A 22,814-nucleotide genomic window follows, 5' to 3' on the forward strand; every position below is an offset into this window, starting at 1 on the left:
CGCTTGTCGGGGCTGAACAGGCGCTTGCGCTTTTGTTCTTCGTCTCATTTTTGGGTGCTACATACAACTTGTCCTACGGCTTTTGCTGCGACTAACAATGCAGCTTCATCGATATCGAATTTGGGATGATGGTTGAAGAAAGGAGTTTCAATATCTACTGGAGAACAGGCGATATAGAAGAAACATGCTGGGAATTTTTCAGCATAATAAGCAAAGTCTTCCGATGGAGCCAACGGTGGAAATTCTTTCACTTCTTTAATATGAGGATCGTTTGCGTTTTTAAGTGTTTTCACTACCTGGGCTGTCAATTCAGGATTATTGTATAGTGGCGGATAATCCGGTGTATAGGTCAGCTCACATGTAACGTCAAATTCTTCTTCAAGTCCTTTAACAAGGCGTCTCATTTCCTTTTCAATAGTTTCTTTTGTTTCGTCAGTCATATACCGAATATCACCTTCGAGTTCCACGCTGTCTTTAATGACATTAAATGTTCCTTTCCCATCAAACGAGCCAATTGTAATAACGCCAACATCGAATGGATTTAATCGTCGACTAATAATCGTTTGAACGACCGTCACAAAATGGGCACCTGCAACAATTGCATCATTTGCTAAATGTGGGGAGGATCCATGTCCGCCCCTACCTTGAATTTTTAGTTTCATATATGCTCTTCCATTGAATGAAAATCCTGCATGGTAGCCAATTAACCCTGCTGGACCCATTGGAAGTAAGTGTATTCCATACACCTCATCTAAATCATCAAGTACTCCAGACTCTACAATGCTTTTCGCTCCTCCAGGTGGAACTTCTTCGGCATGCTGATGGATAATTTTAATGACTCCAGATAGCTCTGCTTTCAATTGAATCAAACAATCGGCTAAAACTAATAAGTAAGCTGTATGTCCATCATGACCGCACGCGTGCATAACACCCAGTTTTTTTGACTTGAACGGCACAGATGTCTCTTCCACAATTGGAAGTGCGTCAAAGTCTGCGCGAAGTCCAATTGTCTTTCCGGGTTTATCGCCTTTAATCGTTACTATGATTCCATAGCCATTCCCAACGTTTGTTTGAATATCCACATCTTTATCCTTATAAAAGTCTGCAACAAATTTAGCCGTTTTTTCTTCCTCAAATGATAGCTCCGGATTTTCGTGTAAATAGCGACGAATTTGAATGATTTCCTCTTCCCGTTCTTCTAACATGCTCATTAATTTTTCTCTCATATACTATACCTCTTTTATTTGTCATTTTTACCAATATTGTTTAGAGAAAATAGCGATATTCTTTGCAAGCCGACAGCGCCTATAATGAATATTCCCGGAAATAGCGCTGTTAAACTTAAGCAAGGTATCTGTTGTGCTACTTTAAAGAATGTGCTTAGTGATGAATACATTGTAAGACCGAAATAATGATATTATTGATTTGGTTGAATTTTGGGTTGTTAAGACAAGCATGCTTTTTGGATTAAGTCATGGAGTGTTATTTAAGTTGCTTGTAACTTGCAGTGAAATCAAAGGGGAGAAGATACACTAAAAAAACGGTGTATCTTTTTTTATGTATATTTAAAAATCTTCTTGTATTAATATTCACTAAAGGTTATAATTATAAAAAATCGTTGCAATTCATAGGAGTGAAGATGGATGGAGAAGAAAAATATAATCATTATTGGTGCTGCGGGACGAGATTTTCATAACTTTAATACGGTTTATCGTGATAATGAAGCATATAATGTTGTCGCTTTTACGGCAACTCAAATACCTGATATAGATGGACGTAAATATCCGAGTGAATTAGCTGGTGAACTCTATCCAGAGGGCATTCCGATTTATTCGCAAGATGAGTTACCAAAACTGATTGAAGAGTTAGATGTGGATGAGTGTGTGTTTGCTTATAGTGATATTGCTTATGAAGATGTAATGGGGATTGGTGCGATTGTCAATGCGGCGGGTGCTAACTTCACGCTACTTGGACCAAAGGGCACGCAGTTAAAAAGTAATAAGCCGGTTATTTCGGTTTGTGCTGTACGAACTGGAACGGGTAAAAGTCAAACGTCACGAAAAATTATCGAAACGTTATTGGAGCATGGTTTAAAAGTTGTTGCGGTGAGACACCCGATGCCTTATGGCGATTTGAATGCACAACGTGTTCAGCGCTTTGCGACAGTAGAAGATTTGAAGAAGCATAATTGTACAATCGAAGAAATGGAAGAGTATGAGCCACATGTGGACCGTGGAAATATTATCTATGCAGGTGTGGATTATGCCGATATTTTAGCGGCAGCTGAAAATGATCCGGATGGCTGTGACGTTATTTTATGGGACGGAGGAAATAATGATTTCTCTTTCTTCAAGCCTGACTTAGCGGTTACTGTCTTGGATCCACATCGTCCAGGTCATGAATTGAAATACTATCCTGGTGAAGTTAGCTTGCGAACAGCCGATGTCGCGATTATTAATAAAATTGATAGTGCAACAGCAGAGGCTATTCAAATCGTAGAAAATAATATTGCATTTGCTAGCCCTACTAGCACAATTATTAAAGCTGAATCAAAGATTACGGTAGACAATCCGGAAATTATTGTAGGTAAGCGTGTTTTAGTCGTTGAAGATGGTCCTACATTGACGCACGGTGAGATGAAAATTGGTGCGGGTACAGTTGCCGCTGAACGCTTAGGTGCGAAGGAATTGATTGACCCACGTCCGTTTGCAGCGGGTTCATTAATTGGGACATTTAAAAAATATCAACATATTCAAAACGTCCTGCCGGCGATGGGCTACGGCGAACAGCAATTGAAGGACCTTGAAGAAACAATCAATAATACCGACTGTGATGCTGTAATCATTGGAACTCCGATGGATTTATCTCGTATCATTACGATTAATAAACCATATACACGTGTGCATTATGATTTAGATGAAGTGGGTAGCCCGAATTTGAGTGGAATTTTAAAAGGGTTTATCGAAGAATATAAGCTTGAGCAGTAACTAGCTGATACGAAAGCTAATAGGCAAATAGATACTAAATAAGAAACGAAAGCGCAGAGATTCTATAGTGAATCTCTGCGCTTTCCTATTGATAAATATCACCACGTCTGTTGATTAACCATTTACTTGCATAATATACCGGTGAAAAAGGCTTGAAAACCACCTTTTTCACTAGATCATTTCCGGTTCGCTTTCGGCTAATTATTCACGACATGATTACCGTAGAAGTATGTGTGTATAGAAATGACTTCGTCATCCCTATACATAAAACAGCCCGGTAATAGTATAGAAGTCGTTCAATCTAAAGCGAAACCAAAGCTACTATACACAGAGTGCCTAGTGTTTGATTAAGTTACTTTTTGGTAAATCAACAGGCGTGAACTATCACAGTATTAGCCTTTATTTCATGAAGTATGTTCATGATTAACATGATGTCGTCCTATTGGTACGACAGAAGGAGAGTCTGAAATCGGGTCCTTTACCACAATGCAATTAAGACCGAAAACATCTTTAACCAATGTACTTGTTATCACCTTTGACGGTTCTCCCTCAGCCATAAGCTTTCCCTTACGAAGCGCAAAAATATAATCTGCATAACGTGCTGATAGGTTTATATCATGAAGAACCATTACAATTGTAGTACCATGTTTTCGATTAAGGTCTGTAAGTAGGTCTAGAATCTCGACTTGATAGGTGATATCTAAAAAGGTTGTCGGTTCATCGAGAAATAAAATGTCCGTTTGTTGGGCAAGTGCCATTGCAATCCAGACACGTTGTCTTTGACCACCTGAAAGCTCATCGATATCACGATTAGCAAGCTCAGTTATATTCATAATTCTCATAGCTTCGGCGACTGCTTCATAATCCTTTTTTGTCCAACCGCCGAGCAATGATTGATGTGGAAATCTTCCTCGTCCAACCAAATCTGCTACAGAAATACCTTCTGGAACAATGGGAGATTGAGGGAGTAGTCCTAAAACGCGTGCCAATTGTTTCGGAGGAATTTTGCCGATTGGCTTTCCATCAAGAGTGATGTCACCAGCTGTAGATTTTATGAGCCTTGCAAGTGTTTTAAGAAGTGTCGACTTTCCGCAGGCATTTGCTCCAATAATAACGCTTATTTTATTACTCGGGATAACAAGGCTTACTTCTTCGATAACCGTTTTATTGTCATAGCCTGCTACAAGTTCTTCGGCTTGAAAAATATGTGTCGGTTTCATTATAATTCTCCCTTTCGATTCATTCGGACTAGTAAGTAGATCAGATACGGCGCTCCAATTATTCCAGTTATGATGCCTACCGGGAATCTAACCTCAAAAGCAAATTGTCCGATTAAATCTGCCGCCAACACTAAATTAGCGCCAACAAGCCCTGCTGGAATTATATTAGAGAAGCCAGTTCCGACTAGTCTTTTTGCGATTGGACCGGCAAGGAAGGAAACAAACGCGATTGGGCCTGTGGTAGCAGTAGCAAGAGAAATCATGCAGACGGAACTGACAATAAGCATAATTCTTGTCCTGTCCGTATTCACTCCGAGAGAAGTGGCGGACTGTTCCCCAAGCTCCAATATACTTAGACGTTTTCCTAACATGATAACGATAGGCGAAAAGACAAGCACGGATAGTACAAGAGGTGGAAGCTCATGCATTTGAGAGCCATTGAGGCTGCCGCTAAGCCATCTGAGTGCTGCTGGAATATCTTGTTCTGCGCCAATGAGTAATAGATAGGATATTACGGCGTTAAGCATAGCTTGTATGCCTATACCAATAAGGATTAATCGCCCAACGGAAAATGATTTTCCTCTGGATAATAGATAAATGATTATAACGGTGGCAAGACCAGCAACCACCGAAGCAATGGAGACAACAGCTCCACTTGCATGCAGCACGACTATGCAAAACACAGCCGCTGCACTTGAGCCAGTAGTAATACCGATTACATTCGGATTCGCAAGTGGGTTACGCAGCATCGTCTGGAAGATGTCTCCAGCAATCCCGAAAGCAAGTCCAGCAAAAAGACCTGCCAGCATTCTTGGCAGACGTATAGTAGTAACTGCAAAGGAGACACCTTGGAGTTGCTCCCCGGAAAGTGCTCGGATGACATCTCGCACTGGATAAATGGTGTTCCCCAGTAAAAGCATGGCACAGCAAAGAATGCAGGCAAGTATTGTAAGAAGGCCGGTAATTAGTATCCATCGGCGTTGTCTTTGACGTCTACCCGCTATAATAAACTCGACAGCTTCATTTTTCATAATGAACTCACTTTCGATCTCATCGCTAATAGTATTAGTAGTGGAGCCCCTACAAATGCTGTAATTACACCGACTTCAAGTTCTCCAGGACTCCCAATAAGCCTACCAAATACGTCTGATATAGTCAGAATAATTGCCCCTGAAATAGCGGACATCGGTATAACAAAACGCAGATCAGGGCCAAGAAGAAGACGCATGACATGAGTCGATAAAAGCCCGATAAAGCCAATAGGTCCTGCCAATGCTGTAGCAGCACCGCATAAAAGAACCGCTCCAAGAGCCGCAACAAGCCGCAAGACTCCTGTTCGGACACCTAATCCAGTTGCAACATCGTCACCTAGTGCGAGTGCATTCAGCGCTGGTGCAGAAAGAAAAGCTAGTAATGCTCCAATGATCAAAAAAGGAGAGAAAGTAATAATAGCATCCCAGGTTCCTGAGCCGACGCTACCCACTTGCCAAAACCTGAATTGATCCATGACATGAGAGCGTGGAATCATGATTGCAACGACTAAAGAAGAGAGGGCCGCACTTGTGGCAGCCCCCGCTAGAACAAGCTTTATGGGGGTGGCGCCACTACGCCCCATTGAGCCAATACCAAATACGAAAATAGCAGTAATTGCTGCACCGGCTAAAGCTAGCCATATATATTGATTCGCACTACTGATATTCAGAAACGCAATTCCACAAACCACAAATAACGATGCGCCCGTGTTAACGCCTAATATACTTGGATCTGCAATCGGATTCCGAGTGACAGCTTGCATAAGTGCCCCTGAAACGCCAAGTGCAGCACCACAAAATAAGCTGAAAATGGTTCGGGAAATCCTCTTACGAACTACGTTTGCGTCATATGAATCAATACTGGGATGAAATAAACCATCAATCACTCCATTGACACCTATCATTCGAGAGCCAAAGACTAAGGAGGCAAACACACATACGCCAAGTAAAATAAAACAAATTAGCAAAACCAATGCAAAGTTTTTTGGAATATGAGGGCGCAGCTGTTTTACTTTTAAAACAGATGAACTATTCATTTAACTTGTCAATAGCTCCTCCTATTAATTTTAGGTACTCGTCAATCGTATAAGATATCGAAAGTGGATTTGGCGTTCCAGCAGCTACTAAAGGCGTATCGCTCTCAATAAACGCAACAGAACCTCTCTCAATTGCAGGGATTTTGCCGAATACTGAGTCGGCTTTAAGAGCTTGATATAAGTCGTCATTACCATAGCCAACTAATAGATCCGCATCGTAAAGAGCCTCTGCATTCTCGGCACTTAAACTTAGGGAATAACTGTTAGGGTCTGTAATCTGTTCCGTAACACTTTCAGGATAAACCATCCCTAGCTCGTGTAGGAAAGAGACGCGAGAGTCTACAGGTGTATAAATGTGTATTTTAGACATATCATCAGCCGAGAAGTTGACCCAAACAACTTTCTTGCCTTTAATCTGAGGATATTTGCTTAGCTTTTCATTAACCATGTCCTCGGTATCTTTGATAAGTTGTTCGCCTTCTGCTGCCATACCCATACCTGCTGCATTAAAAGTGACTTGCTCACGCCATGTAGTTGCCCAAGGAGCAGTCGGATAGGCTATAACTGGAGCGATTTTATTGAGAAGATCATAGTCTTCCTGTGTGATACCAGAGTAAGCTGCAAGAATTACATCTGGATTCGAATCTGAAATTGCCTCAAAATCAAGACCGTCCGTATCTTGGAAAACATTCGGAGCATCTACGCCGAGCTCTTCAAGCTTTTTAGCTGTCCAAGGTAAAAGTCCGCTATCATCCTGAACACCAAAATTCGCTGCCGAGAAACCGACAGGTAGAACTCCGAGGGCAAGAACAATATCGTGATTAGCCCATTGAACTGTTGCAATTCGTTCAGGCTTGCTTTCAATTACAGTTTCACCAAGCGCATGCTTGATTACGATTGGATAGTCGGAATTTTCCTCTTCAGTAGCGGCTGTTTCAGTTGTAGGTGTTTCAGCACTTTCCGAAGAATTTTCAATCGGTGTTGAACCTGATTGCTTATCTGAACAACCAACTAGTAGTAGCATCAGCACAGTCGAAATGATTAATGCCGTTAATGAAATTCTTCGTTTTGTATTCATTATGAGTAACCTTCCTTATCATGAACTGTATTTTTTAATGATTGTTGATTCGCTTTACCGAAAAAAACTACGTAAATTATTGTTTTATGTAGTTTTTTGATAAAAGATACTTCTGCCTGCTGTTTTCTTTATGATAATGTTAGAGAGTTTTTCTAGTAGTCTCCTTTACTTATTTGATAATGAGAATCATTATCGCTAGTATATATATCTTGTGATATGGTGTCAATGAAAAGTTTATGATGAGGTATAATTGTTTAATCTCGCCTCAAAAATACGTGGTGTATATGAGCTTTATATTCTTGAGAAATCATTGTTAAATAGCAATCAAAATCGAATTATGCCAAACATTCTAGGCTACTCACTTATGGTAACATGTAGGTAGTTCGTTGCTCGTCTCCTTCAATCTCATGAAGTTGAGCTGAAAATAAGAAGAATTCAATCGAGGTGCCTATCCATGAAAAAGATGCGCTATGAAAATACAGATAAAAGTGCCGGTATTTCCACATTTAAAGATTTGCGACAGTGGCGAAAAGAACGCAAAAGCAAACAAAAAGATTTATCATTCCAAGTGCCGTTGGTAGAAAAAACGGAAGAAACGTTTTTACAACGTAATCGGATGGTCCCGACAATCACATGGATTGGACATTCCACTTTTTTGATTCAACTTGACGGACTAAATATCTTGACTGATCCAGTGTGGGCAAAACGACTTGGTACGGATAAACGATTAACACCCCCAGGACTGTCGATAAGGGATTTGCCGCCAATCGATATCGTCCTCATTTCACATAGCCACTACGATCATCTAAGCTATTCTTCTATTAAAAGGCTGAAAGGTGATCCAATCTTTTATGTCCCGATTGGACTTGGACAGTGGTTTAAACGAAAAGGATTCAGTAAAACTGTGGAATTTAACTGGTGGGATGAGCATCAAATCGCTGGATTATTGATTGCTTTTATGCCAGCACAACATTGGACAAGAAGAACGCTAACCGATACAAATCACTCACATTGGGGCGGTTGGATTGTTAAGGACACCAGTCAAACTATCTATTTTGCGGGGGATAGTGGTTATTTCAAAGGTTTTCATGACATCGGGGACAAGTATGCCATTGATTATTGCCTAATGCCGATTGGTGCATATGAGCCGGAATGGTTCATGGCTACCCAGCATGTTAGTCCTGAAGACGCTATCAGAGCCTTTATTGATACACGTTCTAAAGTGATGATTCCGATGCATTATGGTGCGTACCGGTTAGCTGATGATACACCAAAAGAAGCACTTGATCGACTGCTGGCTGAATGGGATAAAAGAAAGCTAGCTAGCGAGAAATTAGCGATTATGAAAATTGGAGAAACTATTAAGATAGGGACTTCTTCTACTTGAAGGGAGCACGAACGAACTGAAAGTTATAATTGAAAATGAAATGATTACGTGTAATGTTCAATATGGCAAGCGAAAGAAGTTATCCATTCATATAGATCAGTTTGGTTTTATAACCGTGAAAGCTCCCAAAGGTACAAGCGAAGAAGTGATTGTCAGTGTAATTGAAAGTAAAGGGAAATGGATACTTGAGAAAATCCATGCAATTGGTGTTGCAAAGGAAACCCCAAAGGCTAGGGAGTATCACGCTGACGGGAAGTTCTTATATCTTGGAACTGAACGTTTTCTCCATGAATTAATTGAAATAAATGAATTAGATGAAGAGACGCTTAAAAGAAATCTCAAGAGATTTTATATCAACAGCTGTAAGAGTGTTATAGAGGAACGGGTAAAAATCTATCAAAAACAACTAAAAGTAAACCCGAAAATGATTGAAATCATCGAGTCTAAGGCAAAGTGGGGGAGTTGTAGTTCGGATCGAAATCTAGCCTTTAATTATCGGCTGGCAATGGCCCCAATTGACGTCATTGATTATGTAGTTATCCATGAACTATGTCATATCCATCATATGAATCATGATCGTTCATTTTGGAGACGCGTGGGGAGCATTATGCCAGATTATAAAGAGAAGGAAGCGTATTTAGCGAGGTATGGGCATTTAATGTTGCTATAACAAAGTTTTACCCCTAAAGGCTATTAAACTTTGTTAAAGTGTATAAGGATATATTGAATAAATAAAGAACTGGAATGGTGAATAAGCATTGAAAACATTTAAAAAAGTGTATGTTGAAATTATAAGCGTGTGTAATCTTGCGTGTAGCTTCTGTCCACCGACGATTCGAGAAGCAAAGATTATCAAACTAGATGCATTTAACGATATTTTAGATCAGCTTAGTCCCCACACGAAGTATATTTATCTTCATGTGAAAGGTGAACCTCTCATGCATCCAAGAGTCGATCAATTATTGGATGCTGCTCACGCTAAGGGATTTAAAGTGAATATTACGACGAATGGAACGCTTATTAAAAAGAATGCCAAGAAATTACTAGGTAAACCAGCATTGCGTCAAATTAACTTTTCGCTACATAGTTTTGACGGACATGAAGGCTCTGAAAATCGGGAAAAGTACTTGGGCGATATTCTTGATTTTGTACGGGAGGCTAAAGAGTATAATACGATTATTTCATATCGCTTATGGAATCTTCAACAAGAACATAGAAACGATTTAGCGAAGAGAAGAAACCGTGAAACATTAGAGATTTTGGAGAATGAGTATAGCTTAGACTTCAAGATTGAAGAAAAAGTACAGCCAGGTAAAGGCGTGAAAATTACGAACAACGTCTATCTCAATCAAGACCATGAATTCCAGTGGCCTAGTCTACTGGCGCCTGAGGATGATGGCAAAGGATTTTGTCATGCGCTTCGCAGTCAAGCAGCTATTCTTGTAGATGGAACAGTTGTCCCTTGCTGTCTGGATGGAGAGGGCGTCATGAATTTAGGAAATGTCAAAGAGAAATCTTTTTCTGATATTATCGATGGAGAACGCGCCAATAATATTGTCGATGGTTTTTCGAGAAGAGAAGCGGTTGAAGAAATGTGTAGGAAGTGTGGATTTAGACAGAAATTTGGCGTTTAATGAGTATTCACCTGAATTGTATTTGAGCGTTACTGGTTTGTAATACTAAAAAAGTGCCTGATTTCAAATTAAAACCATAGATACTCTTTCAAATGATGAAAAGAGTGCCTATGGTTTATATTTTTTTCGCTATTAAGCTGGGAAAAGAAAATCAGTTCCGTGTGTATTAGTGTTTCTTCTTCCCAAGCGATTGGCCTCCTAAAATATCGATGATTTCTATTTAATAACTTTCGCGATTTTTATGAAATTTCAATAATTAAAAGGAAATCAAAGTGGTAATGTGGTATTATTTCCCTTGTATAGGAGGGAATATATGAAGACCGAAAAGTTCATTAAGACTACATTAGAGGTAGTTGGTTTTCCATTTACATTAGCAAACATGTATGTTAGTAAAAAGAATAAGGTAAGTGAAATAGGAGAGTTAGTAAAAATCAAAGATAGGGTCGTTCATACTGTTATTTCTGAATATGAAGAATCTACATGTACTGTAATACTAGATGCAGGATTGAGCTGCTGCTCAATCGATTGGTGTACTATTCAACCTCAATTATCTAAATTCTGTAGGGTGATTTCATTTGATAGAGCAGGTTATGGTTGGAGCTCTGCAACAGATCAACCATACACAAGCGAAGATGTTGTAGATGACCTATCGGAAATACTGGAGAAACTTCAAATAAAGCCACCATATATCCTAGTAGGGCATTCTTTTGGAGGCCTCAATATGCGATTGTTTGCTAGTAAACATCCAAGTAAAGTAGCATCGCTAATCTTAATTGATGCTGTTCATGAAAATAGATATTTGAGTAGTGAGTGGGACACTATTCGAAGGAAAGTTCATAAGAAAAACTTGAACACATTCAAGTTTGGTTATTTGACTAGTGGTTTGGGGCTGCCAAAATTATTAAAGCTTCCAGTTGGGAGAAAACAGCTACCAGAACCCTATCAGAAGTATATTAAGCATATAGGCTACCATCCAAAATCTTATGAAGCTGTTTTTAAGGAGTTTCTATATAGTGAAAAATCAGCTTTGCAACTCGTAAACTCCGAACCGTTGAATGAAGACTTATCCGTAACGATTATAAGTTCGAATAATATAGAAGCAACTTGGATAGAACATCAAAAACTTTTTTGTAATCTGACAAATAATACATCGCACATTAAAACTAACAATAATCATTCCATACATTTAGAAAACCCGGAATTAGTAATCGAGACGATAAGGAATGCTGTAAGACAGTTGGATGATGGTGTGTTAGCCGTTATTTAAACGAACATGTGAATGGTATCAGTTGTCATTCACTAAGGAAAGGGGAAATGATTTTTTTGATAAGTCCTATAGGGATAGTAGATTGGGTAGAGAAAAATGAAATGATGGATGAATTGTTAAATCGAGAAGATACCTTAACGACTGAACCGATGGATCATGGATTTGAAGCCGAGGTCATGAAGATATGTTCAGATAAAGATAGCTTTGTATTGAAAGTGTGGAATAAGAACTCTAAACCTAATATTAGCTTCCAATATCATTTATTGAATATCCTATTTGAACAAGGATTAGCAGTCTCTAAACCATTTGGTTGGGGGATAAATCCGAACGGGGATCAGGTGTTGTTAACAACATTTGATGGAATGCCGGTTCTGAATGTGAATAAAAAGAAAATGATGGAGATTGCGAACATCCTATCAAAAATACATCAGGTTAAGGTCGGAGAAGTTGAGAATATTCAAGTTCCTAAGCGCGATTTCATCGACTACTTTTTTCCTGGAGTAAGAGAACACGCCGACATAAATAATGCTTTGATTTCTCTCGTTCAAATAACCCAAATCAATCAAGAACATATTATTCATGGTGATTTTCATCTAAGAAATATATTGGAGAAAAATGACCGATACATCGTAATCGATTGGACGAACGGACAATTAGGGGATCCCAGATATGATTTCGCCTGGTCACTTACTTTGTTGAAAATATACGTCTCTGAGAATTCCGCAAATGTGTTTTGTTCTGCTTATCTACTGAAAAATGAAATTCCAAAGAAAGAGCTTGAGATTTTTGAGGCGTTGGCTTGCCTCAGATGGATTTTGCTTCATAGAAGCGGTGGTGTACCCAAAGAACCGAACACAATAAAGAGAGTAAGAGGTCTACTAACAAATAATCCATTCATAAAAGAATTTGAGTTTACAATATAAAAGGAAGGGAATTAATTTTCTCCTTCCTTTTATTATAATCAAATCTAAAGAAGGTAGTATGATGGGGAATAATCCAATATTTTACTATCCGGACGCGAGTATACAACAGGTTGTATTAGTGCTTATTTTGAGGGAATACCTGAAGATGAGAATATTTTAAGGTTATCATCAGAGAATGGGGAACATAAAGTGTATAATTTTAGATAGACGGTGAAAGTTGAAAATGTAAAGCGCATGATTGTAGATAGTAAAAAAAATCGAGGTGAGAAAAATGTTCAAAGAAATTGATGAGAAAAAGAATTTATTGGATAGTAAACGGCCTTTATCTTCCCACACATTGAAAAGCCTTAGAGAAAAACTATTATTGGAGTGGACCTATCATTCCAATGCGATTGAAGGCAATACGCTAACGTTAAAAGAGACAAAAGTTGTTCTTGAGGGCATTACAGTGGGTGGAAAAACAATGAGAGAACACCTTGAAGTGATTAATCATCGGGAAGCAATTTTGTATGTAGAAGAAATCGTTGGGCAGGGTGAACCGCTTACGGAATGGCAAATTAAAAATTTGCAACGGCTTATCCTGAAAGGAATTGACGATGAATACGCAGGCCAATATCGAGACCAACAAGTATTTATCTCCGGTGCAGTACATGTTCCGCCAGCATCATTACAGATACAAGAGAAGATGGAAGGGCTCATGAAGTGGCATGACGGTGCGGCGCAAAAATTACATCCTGTAGAGCGAGCTGCTATGCTTCATGTGATATTTGTAGGTATTCACCCGTTTATAGATGGTAACGGACGTACCGCTAGACTGCTACTTAATTTAGAGCTTATGAAAGCTGGATTTCCACCAATCATTATCAAAACAGAAAATCGACTTGCCTACTACGATGCACTCGACAAAGCACATACGACAGATGATTACTTCGATTTCATTGAACTAATCAAAACAGAAGTCAATCATACACTCGATTTGTATGTAAGTGTCGCTGGCTAGTTGGCAAAAAAGAATTGAAAGAAGATCAAGAGACGGTATCATGCGAATCTTGTTCTTTTTGTTGTTCAGTGCCAAATGCTTATTAAAACGTGAAAGTATGAGCAGATGTCACCTCAACAAATTACGAAAAACGGAGCTGATTTTCATTAAAACGAAAGTCAATGATTCATTTATCTACTTTCTAGCGGAACCGAATATTGTTTTTGTTTATCACATCGAAACACCACAATATGTAACAATATTGGATTTTATGGATGGCTTATATAAGTGCGAGACGTTTGAAATCAATCATGAAGACGATTTTGGGGCGTTCGACCATCGAGAAAGTCAGCCGATTGAAGGAAGAGGATATTTTATCAATCAAGATAGTATGAACGAGATGGTAGAAGAAATCAATAAACATATTCAGAAGGTACGACAGGTAAAGGACCAAGAGAATCATTTAGGTGCAGTTCATATCGTTACTTCAGAATCTGCAGCGGGTTCTTTAAGATTTGGACTTAAAAAACCTAATACAGTTATTGGATTTTCAGACTCTTTTTCGATTGGACCATTGTGGAAATTAGACGAAAAGGCGGGTCAAAGCTTCCGCACAGAATGGCTAGCAGAAAATATTAACTATGAGAACGATGATTATGAATATGAAAATAAAGTGAGCAATACATTGCGTGAGATTGAAGATATAGCCAATCATATTCCAATCTATATTTGGTATGGCAATAATGCAAATGAACAAACAGCTCTTCGTTTTTACCTCTATTTATTTCGAGATAAGACAAATGAGATTTTTCTTGTGAACACTACGGAACTTTATGAGAGATATAATACATCTATAGAAGAACCACCTATTTTCTATACTAGTCAAATGGATTCGGAAATTTTAAGAACATTTTATGTGAGTAATAAAGATAACAGACCATTGGCTGATAACAAGCGTCGTCAATTTCATCGAGAATGGGAAAAGCTTGCCCAAACGAAGGATGTTTTGCGTTTATGGATAGATGATAAAATTCAAGGTGTACCAGAATCTTATTATGATCCACTTATCCTTGAAACTCTGGAAAAACTACATGACCAGCAAGGAACGAAAGATTTTATCAAAACTGGAAACGTACTTGGAGAAATAGTAGATAGAATGGATGTGCGTATTGATATTTTCTTTTTAGAATATCGGATTCGGTATTTAGTCTACAGCGGGGCACTTGGGTTAAAAGGAATTCCCAAATCAATGAGGCACTACAGTGTGAAACTTCGGTGATTCGTCGGCGTTAATTAGTTAGGACACCATTCATGGTTTATTGCGTAGAAGATAGAAAATTGGACAATCAGAATATCAATCATTACAATTTGTTTGGTACTAAAATTAAATCAAGGGGTGGACGGATATGTATCGTAAAGTAGAGGATTTCTTAGAAGACTGGACTGTTTCGTATGAAGGAACCGCCAATGTAATTAAGGCAATGACCGATGAAAAGCTTGATCAATCCATTGTGGAGAATCATAGTACACTCGGCTGGTTAGCTTGGCATTTAGTCGGAGCGGCAGGTGCTTTTGGTCAGTTTGCTGGATTAAAAGTGCAGGGACCCGGACGAAATGATCTACAACCAACAAGCGTTCAAGAAATTTCCCAAGCATATGAGGCGGTTGCACACGCGATTAAGGAAGAAGCAGCGAAACTTACCGACGAAGACTTGCTGGAAGTGGTTATGAGCTTTACAGGGGAAACGAAACGCGGAAAGCTATTGCGCGGACTCATCGATCACCAAACGCACCACCGCGGGCAAATGACGGTTCTTCTACGTCAAGCGGGTTTAACAGTACCACCGATAATGGGACCTACAAAGGAAATGCAAGGATAAGAAATAGTACAAACAATTTGTTTTAACTTTGCGACAATAACTAAGAAGCCGGTTCTCTTTCATAAGTAGAGAATCGGCTTTTTTAGATCTAAACCATAACACTAGACGCTCATTCAATCGACCTTTTCTTATATAGAAAGGAATTTGGTTCTGAATATACCAAATCAATTTATATGGGAACTTTTTATTGTGTTTTTTGAAAGTATAGATTATAATAAATGAGAACAAGAGTTCCTTATTTGTTATAAGAAATCATGTTATACTGTAGGAAATACTTGAATTTAAAAGAAGGGAGGAAAAGGAATGGATGCAGTTTTACAAGAAATAAAAAACGAACTAAATGAAATGCGTAAACAAATGGCGACCAAAGAAGACATTACGAATATGGCAACCAAAGAAGATCTATCAAAGCTAGCGACGAAAGCGGATGTTGCGGATATTCAATTGATTAAACAAGCTGTGTTGGAATCACGTCAAGAACTTGCTGCCGTGAAAGAAACAGTAGATGATATGAAAATCGATATCCATGAATTAAAAGAAAACGATATTCGATTTGAAGAAATTTTATTGCATCAACGAAAATTGATTGACTTGCTAACGATCAAGACATCAGATCATGAAGCACAGTTGAAGTGGGTTAGGTGAATTAGTTGGAGGTAGTTGAAATACGCCACGGACACAAAAAGTAGCAATCACATCTATTCTTAGATGCGATTGCTACTTTTCTATTTCTAAAACGGCTTCATTGGAATTGTTCCAGAACTAGGTACTTTTTTACTCGATAGTCGGCCTCACCCAGACCTTAGAAAAATCAATATAACCAAAATGTTTTATATTGATGTTCATCAAATCGGCAGAGAATGGAATTTGACGTTTGGCATAATATAACGGAATCATTATAGAGGCATCAAGCAATGCTCTCTCGACCTTCAGATTTAAGGTTGTCCAATCTTCAAAGGGGGTATGTGCATAGTCAGCTAGATAACGGTTTAGTGTTGGTTCATTTTTCAAAATAGCTGCTAATGGTGAATATCCATTTTTGAGAAACTGGAAAAATGAGAAGTTTTGATTCATCTCGAATATTTCACCGTGAATAAAGAGATCAATCGATTGGTTGCCGGAGTCATCATAAAGATTGTCCGCGAAAGAGACTTGTTTTAATTCAATAGGAATTCCCTCTTTTTCCAATACTTCTTTTAGACACATCGTTGTTTTTTGCATGTAATTCACTATTTTCACCACGAGTGGTGTGGAGAACTCTGGTCGTTTCACTTTAGGGATTGGATAGGTTTGACTATGCCCAATGAGACAACCTTGGTTGTTCGGTAATGTACGAGCGTCAACTTGGCTAATATGATGGCGATGCTTTGCGATGACATAATGTACATAATCACGGATTTCCTTGCGTCGAATGGCTGAATTACGAAATGAATTCATGATGACAACGCCAAAGCCGGAATCACTTTTCACTTGGAAGGTTGGTTGGTCTTTTATCTGTGTTGCTGATCGGTACATAACTTCAAAGTCTTCAGGTACTTGCACAAATTCCACAAGGTCTATTAAAGGCCTTTCGCCAAAGTAATCTTTAAAAGCGACTAAAGTTGTTTTCGACTCATGGTCATCTCGGACATAAAAGCAACCTGTGCCAAGCGGTGAATCTTTACGTTCTTTATAAATGCTAGCATTCATTGTTCCGAGCATATGCAAGCAATAGCTACAACCATCTGGGAAGTGAATATCAATGACTAATGGAGCAGGCGTGTTGATATGTTGGATGGGTGCCCACAACTCTTGAAACTGTGGATGATTACGTAGCTCGTTTAAACAAGTGACGATATCTTCTGCAATTAATATAGACCCATCGTGGAATTGCACATCTTTTTTTACATACAATCGAAGTTTAGATGAAGTCATATCCCAGCTATGAGCAAGTTCAGGTAGGATGTTGCCTTGTTCGTCGACAGCAACGAGTCGATTAAAGATATTCGCAACGATATTCGCGCTGCCAACATCGGCAGCTTCCAAGGGATGCATCGTCAAAAAGGAGTGTCTTTTCGGAATAACAAGTTTGTCATTGGACGTTTGAAGATAGCCAAATTTCGAACGAAATGTATTCAGTAAACGCTGTTTACTATCAGCTGACCAATCTAATTCCAAATATTTTCTACTGAGTTCAACGGGTTCTTCAACAATCATCCTCGTAACCTGCTCTTCAAAAATAGTTTCTACATTTTTTAGCCACAGAAGCGTAGATACATTACCTCTACCAAGACCTGAAGTAAACGTTAGCCATCCTTCTGTAGACCATTTTTGTATATAACGTGCTGTTTGTTTAGTGCTTAAATGGAGCACTTCTGCTAGTTCTTTTTGTTTGATAGTACCGGATGGAACCGATCTCCATAAAGTTAATAAGTATGTATCCATTATTCGCTCCTTTTGAAAAGTAGACATATATATTAATGTTGTCCATTTTTTATTTTGTACGTCTAGTTTAACATTGATTCTACAAAAGACAGAGGGGGTTAACAACATGACTTGGAAAGACTATCCACAAAATCTTAAAGTTCGTTTAGTCACATCTTTTTTTAATCGTGCTGTCTCGTCGGCGGTCATGCCGTTTATGGCCTTATTTTTTGCGCAGGAAATAAGCAAAGTTTGGGCGGGTGTCTTTTTATTATTTACAGTCGTCGTTAGTTTTTTTATTAATTTGATTGGTGGTTATATTTCCGATCGCTTTCCACGTAAAAGAGTATTGGTCCTCAGTTCATTGGCAAGCGCGTGTATGTTTTTGGTCATGACAATTAGCTTATATCCCCCAAAAAATATTATTTGGCTATTTGCAATTGCTTACGTACTTTACGTCGTCACGAGTAGTCTTGGTCGACCGGCTATGCATGCCCTTATTATGGATTCGACCACGCCTGATAATCGGAAAGCCATTTATGCGCTGGATTATTGGCTTGTGAATTTATCGTTGGCAATTGGGGCTGCCCTTGGTGGCCTGTTGTATGTAAATCATCAAATTGAGTTGTTCGCATTCCTAACAATTACTTCGATAATCTTGCCGATTGCTTATAAAATCTGGTTGATTGATGAACAGACAATTCAGTTTGAAAAGCAACATCAGAATGTGTTGTTGGATGTCATCCAAAGTTATAAAATTGCCTTTCAAGATAGTCCATTTGTCAAAGTCGTACTCGGCTCCATGTTCATCTTTGCGGCGGAATTTTCTTTAAATAGCTATATTGGGGTTCGGCTAGCAGAATCATTTGAATCCATATATATTGGTGGATTTGAAGTGGCGGGTGTACGTATGCTAAGTATTCTTAATATCGAAAACATGCTGCTCGTTGTCTGCTTTACGTTTATAATCAATAAGTTTACGGATCGTTTCAGCAAGCAAAAAGTATTGCTGATTGGTCTTATTGTCTATAGTATCGGTTATATTACCGTTATGTCAGCAAATGTTTGGTACATATTGTTGTTATTTAATTTAATTGCTACGCTTGGCGAACTCATCTATTCACCTGTACGTAATGCAGAGCAAGCAAATATGATTCCAGTGGATAAACGAGGTTCTTACTCGGCCTTTTCGAACATTTCATTTAGTGGAGCAGACTTAATTGCCCGTTCGACGATTATTATAGGCGCTTATTTAATCCCTACAATGATGTCTGTTTATATCGGTATTATATTGATGGTTGGTACTTTCCTTTTGTATACGGGTTTGTTTATAAGAAAACCCGTTAGTTAGCAAAAAACGCCAGTGAACTTGCACAAAAAATATCTGATTGTTGGAATTAACAGTGCATACTTTTATTGGAGATGAATGTGTGGTTTCCTTTTCTGTTATGGAGATTATTTCATGGGAGCCGCTGCCAATAACTTATACCTATTTATAAATTTGTTATTTGTCTATTTGTCTATTTGAAAGACGCAAATTATGATAGGAGTGTATAAATGATGGAATTCAAGTTTTCACTAAGTCATTCGGATGGAATTCTTAGTGAGGAGCTTAGGTAAGCTATGGAATATAGACTTACAAAGGTAGTCAATGATAAGAAAAGTTATTTGTGGAATACAAATTGGCTAATCGTTTCTGAAGGTAACAATTGTATAATTGGCGGCATAATGCTAAAAGGCTTACCAAATAAAAATGGTGAAGTAATAATCGGTTATTACACACACCCTACGTATCAAGGAAATGGCCACATGACAGAAACTATGACTAGAATAAAAGGTTGGCTGCTAAGTCAACCTAATGTTCGGTATATAATCGCAGATACCGAAAAAGATAATATTGCATCTCATAGAGTACTAGAAAAGGTAGGGGCAGAAATATATAAGGAAACGGAAGAATTATATTATTGGAGAATTTTTTAATAGGGGAATACGTCTTTACTATGTAATTGGATTAAGTGAACAGTGCCAGTCGCTCATTCAAACGTGTAAGTTCTAATTAACATGAATGTTTGAGTGACTGTGGTCCTTTACAAGTATGGCCTTTAAGGCATCGTCAAATTTCTAACGCAAATGCTCTCAACAAACAGTCAATTTAGCATTGGGCAACTCATTGTAACCAGCGTATCTATCCACATGTAAATATTCCTAAAACCCTTCAGGAATTTGTGAGGATACTTATTTACACATGTTGTTGATACTCATATAAAATGTTTACTAGCGTGCCTTCGCCTGAGCGATGTAACTACATTCACACTTATTCCTCTCCGCTATTTTACGAATAAATTAACGGTGCAAGACCCGTAAAAAACGGTTTATTGAAGGACCGAAATTGTGGTGGAACCCTACATCTTTTTACGAATTTTCGCTATTACTAACAGTAATAAAGGGAGTAGTATGCCGAATGTAGCACCAAAAGGTAACCAAGCACCTTTATTGTATTGCATGGAGTCAACAGTAGTGGGATGTACAATGACAGAAAGGACAACAATGAGTAGTCCTAAAGGCAGCGTTAGTGGTCGATACTCTTTTATGTTTACTAATTGTGCAAGCCCTATGACGGATGCATAAAAATAGATGAGAAGCTTAAAGAAGATTGTTATGATCCACATAAATGCTATAAACATTTCTAGTCTTTGTAAAAAATTCCCTATTTCAATTCTTTTTGCTAAAGAATAACTAGGGTACATTAGTTTTGAAGTCGTCTCTGCACCTAAGACCACAATAGTAAGCATAACAATGATAACCAAAATAATTCCAGCAATGAGCGTTCCTTTAAAAAGAGCTTTCTTTGCTTGTTGTGAGTCATTCACGGCAATAGGGAAAATCATTAATAGTACAACTGGTGAAAATGAAAAAATACTTAAAAAGAGGAGCATGCCGTATATCATTGGTTTCATCTTTGTTTCTAATATGGGTTGAGTGTTTGCAAAATCGAAATTAGGAGAAAGGAGGAAAACAGTTAGTAAGAATAGCAAGATAAACCAAGGGAAAATGATTTCCGCAGAACGAGCAATTGTTTCTAATCCGTAACGTACACCCATAATAATAACACTAATAAATAACAAATTGAAAGCTAAAAGTGGTGTTTCTGGCATAAGTTGTGTTTGCATGAAAGAACCCACAAAGTAGAGAAGTTCTCCGGAAACGACTATTGTAAAGAAAAGAAAAGAAATCGTAACAATTTTTCCAATCCATTTGCCAAGCAATTTTTCATTCATTTCAACAAGGGTCATTGATGGTTCGATACTTCCAACGACATTGTATAATTTAACTAATAATAGAGCAACAACTACACCAAGAATAGCGGCTATCCACGCATCTTGTTTTGCTTCCTGGGCTATAATTCCAGGCACAATTAAAATGGAAGAGCCGATTAAAAATAAAATGACTAAAATAGTAAATTGGCGAACGCTTATTTTTATGGTTTCCATTGTCTACCTACCTTATTTAAATCTCATTTTAAAGTCGCTTGCAACCAGTCTGTAATGGGCTTATAAACGAATTCAATCCAATCGATTGGGTTCGGAACGGCTACTTTTAAATTAACTGCAATACTCAAGCTTGTTGCGAATAAGAGAAGAACAAAGAACACCCGGAATTCTTTTATATTTCCTTTCTTTAAGAGGGTAGGGGCTTCGGTGACGAATATTCCAGCGGCTACGATGACTATCCCTAAATTCATCCACATGTCGTTTACTCCCTCTGTTTTTTTGGTATGGTGTTTATAATGGTGCCCAATCCTTTTGTTTTCACATCTACTTTTACTTGTACTTCAAGTTCTGGGAAAATCTGCTCCCAGTCCTTCTCTAACTTCTTCCAAGCTTCGGGATTTGAACGATGAATAACTTCACCGAACCCAAATATATCGGCTTTATACTTGTTTTGAATGGTATCAAGTGTATTTGTAATATTTGTTGTGAGTGTTTCACTTGATATTTTATCTAGCTCAGCAATTGTTTCTTTTTTTTCCAAGTTAATCGGGCAATCTACTTCTGCTACAGTTTGATTAGATTGGATGTCTAGTTTAATGCGTGGCTTTTTGTTCGCCATTTCACCTTTTACTTTCGTTTTAGAGCTCTTCACTTCTGTTGTAATATTTCCGCCTTCGGGGCATGCAATAATAGTTGCTGTGCTTTTAATTTTATCTTTAATGTAGGTATAACCCTTACTTTCCTCTTCATTTAATAAGCCAACCATTTTTCCATTCTTGAATACAGCCAATCCTGAGTAGTACAAGATGGCAGGAGGGATGGTCTTCTCCACATTGGCGTTACTTGTGCCTTTTGAAGGGTCACCATTAATACGAATAGTTGTTAAAACGGTATTTCCATTTGTTTTCTCAAGGTCTTTAATTAACTCATCAAATCGAGTTGGTGAAGAGGATGCCCATACTTCTGATGAATTTTTAAGTGAGTTATACATTGTATTTGCAGGGATTTTTTCGAGTGGTGATAAGATTCCTAATATTTCTTTTGCTGGTAATTGATCCGACACGACAACCAAAAAGTTTGATCTCATTTCTTGGTCTCTCATAAATAAATCTAGTTTTTGATCAATTCCCTCCACTGCTAATTCTTCGCCTAAAACCATAATCCCAACATGAGAGAAATATGGTTTTCTTGGGGTGACGGTTGACAATTTTCTAATCGCCTCAAATAAGGTTTCTGCTTTTGCATGGTATAAAACAAATGGCATGCGCCCTCCATTCGATTTATTTGAAGATATTTCACTAGGATTAACGATTTGGACCGAAACTTCATAGTCATCTTCTACTTTGTCAATTCCAACAGCTGCGACGATTGAAAATTCATTGAGCTCTCGCTTGTTCCAGCAACCAGACATAATTAGAGCTATGGCAATGAGTAAACATGAGGATACCATCACCCGTTTCACATTAAAAACTCCTTTCGAAAGTTCATGCATTCGTT

At 38.3% G+C, this 22,814-nt stretch carries 21 protein-coding genes; 12 read left to right on the forward strand and 9 right to left on the reverse strand.

Features of this window, described 5'->3' with window-relative positions:
* Positions 1–44: 44 nt before the first annotated feature.
* Entirely contained in the window at positions 45–1,226 is a 1,182-nt protein-coding gene (locus N1I80_RS03510) for an amidohydrolase (RefSeq protein WP_340736574.1), read from the reverse strand.
* Between the two features lie 417 nt (positions 1,227–1,643).
* Between N1I80_RS03510 and N1I80_RS03515 the strand changes: the two genes are divergently transcribed.
* Entirely contained in the window at positions 1,644–2,987 is a 1,344-nt protein-coding gene (locus tag N1I80_RS03515; protein ID WP_340736575.1) for a cyclic 2,3-diphosphoglycerate synthase, read from the forward strand.
* 404 nt (positions 2,988–3,391) lie between these two features.
* On the opposite strand, the gene N1I80_RS03520 is transcribed toward N1I80_RS03515, so the two are convergent.
* The 4 genes from N1I80_RS03520 to N1I80_RS03535 are packed head-to-tail and all read right to left on the reverse strand — an operon-like array spanning position 3,392 to position 7,353.
* On the reverse strand, positions 3,392–4,207 hold the full coding sequence (locus N1I80_RS03520) for an ABC transporter ATP-binding protein (protein WP_340736576.1): 816 nt from the start codon (positions 4,205–4,207) through the stop codon (positions 3,392–3,394).
* Positions 4,207–5,238 carry a FecCD family ABC transporter permease gene (locus N1I80_RS03525; protein ID WP_340736577.1) on the reverse strand — a complete coding sequence of 344 codons (1,032 nt, stop codon included), beginning with the start codon at positions 5,236–5,238 and terminating at the stop codon, positions 4,207–4,209. The genes N1I80_RS03520 and N1I80_RS03525 overlap by 1 nt, the downstream gene beginning before the upstream one ends.
* Positions 5,235–6,275, reverse strand: a complete 1,041-nt coding sequence (locus tag N1I80_RS03530; protein WP_340736578.1) for a FecCD family ABC transporter permease — start codon at positions 6,273–6,275, stop codon at positions 5,235–5,237. Before N1I80_RS03530 ends, N1I80_RS03525 begins: the two co-directional genes overlap by 4 nt.
* Positions 6,268–7,353 (reverse strand): iron-siderophore ABC transporter substrate-binding protein, encoded by a 1,086-nt coding sequence (locus N1I80_RS03535; RefSeq protein WP_340736579.1) that lies wholly within the window; start codon positions 7,351–7,353, stop codon positions 6,268–6,270. Before N1I80_RS03535 ends, N1I80_RS03530 begins: the two co-directional genes overlap by 8 nt.
* A gap of 454 nt (positions 7,354–7,807) precedes the next feature.
* On the opposite strand from N1I80_RS03535, the gene N1I80_RS03540 reads away from it, so the two are divergent.
* The 9 genes from N1I80_RS03540 to N1I80_RS03585 all read left to right on the forward strand — a co-directional run bounded on the left by N1I80_RS03540 (position 7,808) and on the right by N1I80_RS03585 (position 16,068).
* On the forward strand, positions 7,808–8,740 hold the full coding sequence (locus N1I80_RS03540; RefSeq protein WP_340736580.1) for an MBL fold metallo-hydrolase: 933 nt from the start codon (positions 7,808–7,810) through the stop codon (positions 8,738–8,740).
* Positions 8,741–8,756: 16 nt separating this feature from the next.
* Positions 8,757–9,410: a M48 family metallopeptidase gene (locus tag N1I80_RS03545; protein ID WP_445683685.1), complete on the forward strand. Its 654-nt coding sequence runs from the start codon at positions 8,757–8,759 to the stop codon at positions 9,408–9,410.
* 88 nt (positions 9,411–9,498) lie between these two features.
* Complete coding sequence (locus N1I80_RS03550; RefSeq protein ID WP_340736582.1) at positions 9,499–10,374, forward strand: radical SAM/SPASM domain-containing protein; 876 nt, start codon at positions 9,499–9,501, stop codon at positions 10,372–10,374.
* A 313-nt stretch (positions 10,375–10,687) separates the two neighbouring features.
* The gene (locus N1I80_RS03555) at positions 10,688–11,641 is read left to right on the forward strand and encodes an alpha/beta fold hydrolase (protein ID WP_340736583.1); all 954 of its coding nucleotides are present in this window, start codon (positions 10,688–10,690) and stop codon (positions 11,639–11,641) included.
* 56 nt (positions 11,642–11,697) lie between these two features.
* Positions 11,698–12,564, forward strand: coding sequence for an aminoglycoside phosphotransferase family protein (locus N1I80_RS03560; RefSeq protein WP_340736584.1), 867 nt, complete (start codon positions 11,698–11,700; stop codon positions 12,562–12,564).
* 271 nt (positions 12,565–12,835) lie between these two features.
* On the forward strand, positions 12,836–13,564 hold the full coding sequence (locus N1I80_RS03570) for a Fic family protein (protein WP_340736585.1): 729 nt from the start codon (positions 12,836–12,838) through the stop codon (positions 13,562–13,564).
* Positions 13,565–13,604: 40 nt separating this feature from the next.
* The gene (locus tag N1I80_RS03575; RefSeq protein WP_340736586.1) at positions 13,605–14,822 is read left to right on the forward strand and encodes a DUF1835 domain-containing protein; all 1,218 of its coding nucleotides are present in this window, start codon (positions 13,605–13,607) and stop codon (positions 14,820–14,822) included.
* 127 nt (positions 14,823–14,949) lie between these two features.
* On the forward strand, positions 14,950–15,423 hold the full coding sequence (locus N1I80_RS03580) for a DinB family protein (RefSeq protein ID WP_340736587.1): 474 nt from the start codon (positions 14,950–14,952) through the stop codon (positions 15,421–15,423).
* 303 nt (positions 15,424–15,726) lie between these two features.
* Positions 15,727–16,068, forward strand: coding sequence for a hypothetical protein (locus tag N1I80_RS03585; RefSeq protein WP_340736588.1), 342 nt, complete (start codon positions 15,727–15,729; stop codon positions 16,066–16,068).
* Positions 16,069–16,197: 129 nt separating this feature from the next.
* Here the strand turns inward: N1I80_RS03585 and N1I80_RS03590 are convergent, their stop codons facing one another.
* A complete protein-coding gene (locus N1I80_RS03590) occupies positions 16,198–17,847 on the reverse strand; it encodes an ABC transporter substrate-binding protein (protein WP_340736589.1) in 1,650 nt (549 codons plus the stop codon).
* Positions 17,848–17,953: 106 nt separating this feature from the next.
* On the opposite strand from N1I80_RS03590, the gene N1I80_RS03595 reads away from it, so the two are divergent.
* Complete coding sequence (locus N1I80_RS03595) at positions 17,954–19,177, forward strand: MDR family MFS transporter (protein WP_340736590.1); 1,224 nt, start codon at positions 17,954–17,956, stop codon at positions 19,175–19,177.
* A gap of 272 nt (positions 19,178–19,449) precedes the next feature.
* Entirely contained in the window at positions 19,450–19,806 is a 357-nt protein-coding gene (locus N1I80_RS03600; protein ID WP_340736591.1) for a GNAT family N-acetyltransferase, read from the forward strand.
* Between the two features lie 422 nt (positions 19,807–20,228).
* On the opposite strand, the gene N1I80_RS03610 is transcribed toward N1I80_RS03600, so the two are convergent.
* Genes N1I80_RS03610 through N1I80_RS03620 form a run of 3 tightly spaced genes read right to left on the reverse strand, consistent with a single transcriptional unit; the run spans position 20,229 to position 22,809 of the window.
* On the reverse strand, positions 20,229–21,317 hold the full coding sequence (locus N1I80_RS03610; RefSeq protein ID WP_340736592.1) for a GerAB/ArcD/ProY family transporter: 1,089 nt from the start codon (positions 21,315–21,317) through the stop codon (positions 20,229–20,231).
* A 23-nt stretch (positions 21,318–21,340) separates the two neighbouring features.
* Positions 21,341–21,574 carry a hypothetical protein gene (locus tag N1I80_RS03615; RefSeq protein ID WP_340736593.1) on the reverse strand — a complete coding sequence of 78 codons (234 nt, stop codon included), beginning with the start codon at positions 21,572–21,574 and terminating at the stop codon, positions 21,341–21,343.
* A 5-nt stretch (positions 21,575–21,579) separates the two neighbouring features.
* Positions 21,580–22,809, reverse strand: coding sequence for a Ger(x)C family spore germination protein (locus N1I80_RS03620; protein WP_340736594.1), 1,230 nt, complete (start codon positions 22,807–22,809; stop codon positions 21,580–21,582).
* Positions 22,810–22,814: the final 5 nt, after the last annotated feature.

Source organism: Sporosarcina sp. FSL K6-3457 (genome assembly GCF_038007285.1).
Classification (GTDB): Bacteria; Bacillota; Bacilli; order Bacillales_A; family Planococcaceae; genus Sporosarcina.

Excerpts from the sequence above, each read along its gene's own strand:
- N1I80_RS03510 (WP_340736574.1), bottom strand. The coding sequence starts at position 1,226 with ATGAGAGAAAAATTAATGAGCATGTTAGAAGAACGGGAAGAGGAAATC.
- N1I80_RS03515 (WP_340736575.1), top strand. The coding sequence starts at position 1,644 with ATGGAGAAGAAAAATATAATCATTATTGGTGCTGCGGGACGAGATTTT.
- N1I80_RS03520 (WP_340736576.1), bottom strand. The coding sequence starts at position 4,207 with ATGAAACCGACACATATTTTTCAAGCCGAAGAACTTGTAGCAGGCTAT.
- N1I80_RS03525 (WP_340736577.1), bottom strand. The coding sequence starts at position 5,238 with ATGAAAAATGAAGCTGTCGAGTTTATTATAGCGGGTAGACGTCAAAGA.
- N1I80_RS03530 (WP_340736578.1), bottom strand. The coding sequence starts at position 6,275 with ATGAATAGTTCATCTGTTTTAAAAGTAAAACAGCTGCGCCCTCATATT.
- N1I80_RS03535 (WP_340736579.1), bottom strand. The coding sequence starts at position 7,353 with ATGAATACAAAACGAAGAATTTCATTAACGGCATTAATCATTTCGACT.
- N1I80_RS03540 (WP_340736580.1), top strand. The coding sequence starts at position 7,808 with ATGAAAAAGATGCGCTATGAAAATACAGATAAAAGTGCCGGTATTTCC.
- N1I80_RS03555 (WP_340736583.1), top strand. The coding sequence starts at position 10,688 with ATGAAGACCGAAAAGTTCATTAAGACTACATTAGAGGTAGTTGGTTTT.
- N1I80_RS03570 (WP_340736585.1), top strand. The coding sequence starts at position 12,836 with ATGTTCAAAGAAATTGATGAGAAAAAGAATTTATTGGATAGTAAACGG.
- N1I80_RS03575 (WP_340736586.1), top strand. The coding sequence starts at position 13,605 with ATGCGAATCTTGTTCTTTTTGTTGTTCAGTGCCAAATGCTTATTAAAA.
- N1I80_RS03580 (WP_340736587.1), top strand. The coding sequence starts at position 14,950 with ATGTATCGTAAAGTAGAGGATTTCTTAGAAGACTGGACTGTTTCGTAT.
- N1I80_RS03585 (WP_340736588.1), top strand. The coding sequence starts at position 15,727 with ATGGATGCAGTTTTACAAGAAATAAAAAACGAACTAAATGAAATGCGT.
- N1I80_RS03590 (WP_340736589.1), bottom strand. The coding sequence starts at position 17,847 with ATGGATACATACTTATTAACTTTATGGAGATCGGTTCCATCCGGTACT.
- N1I80_RS03595 (WP_340736590.1), top strand. The coding sequence starts at position 17,954 with ATGACTTGGAAAGACTATCCACAAAATCTTAAAGTTCGTTTAGTCACA.
- N1I80_RS03600 (WP_340736591.1), top strand. The coding sequence starts at position 19,450 with ATGGAATATAGACTTACAAAGGTAGTCAATGATAAGAAAAGTTATTTG.
- N1I80_RS03610 (WP_340736592.1), bottom strand. The coding sequence starts at position 21,317 with ATGGAAACCATAAAAATAAGCGTTCGCCAATTTACTATTTTAGTCATT.
- N1I80_RS03615 (WP_340736593.1), bottom strand. The coding sequence starts at position 21,574 with ATGTGGATGAATTTAGGGATAGTCATCGTAGCCGCTGGAATATTCGTC.
- N1I80_RS03620 (WP_340736594.1), bottom strand. The coding sequence starts at position 22,809 with ATGCATGAACTTTCGAAAGGAGTTTTTAATGTGAAACGGGTGATGGTA.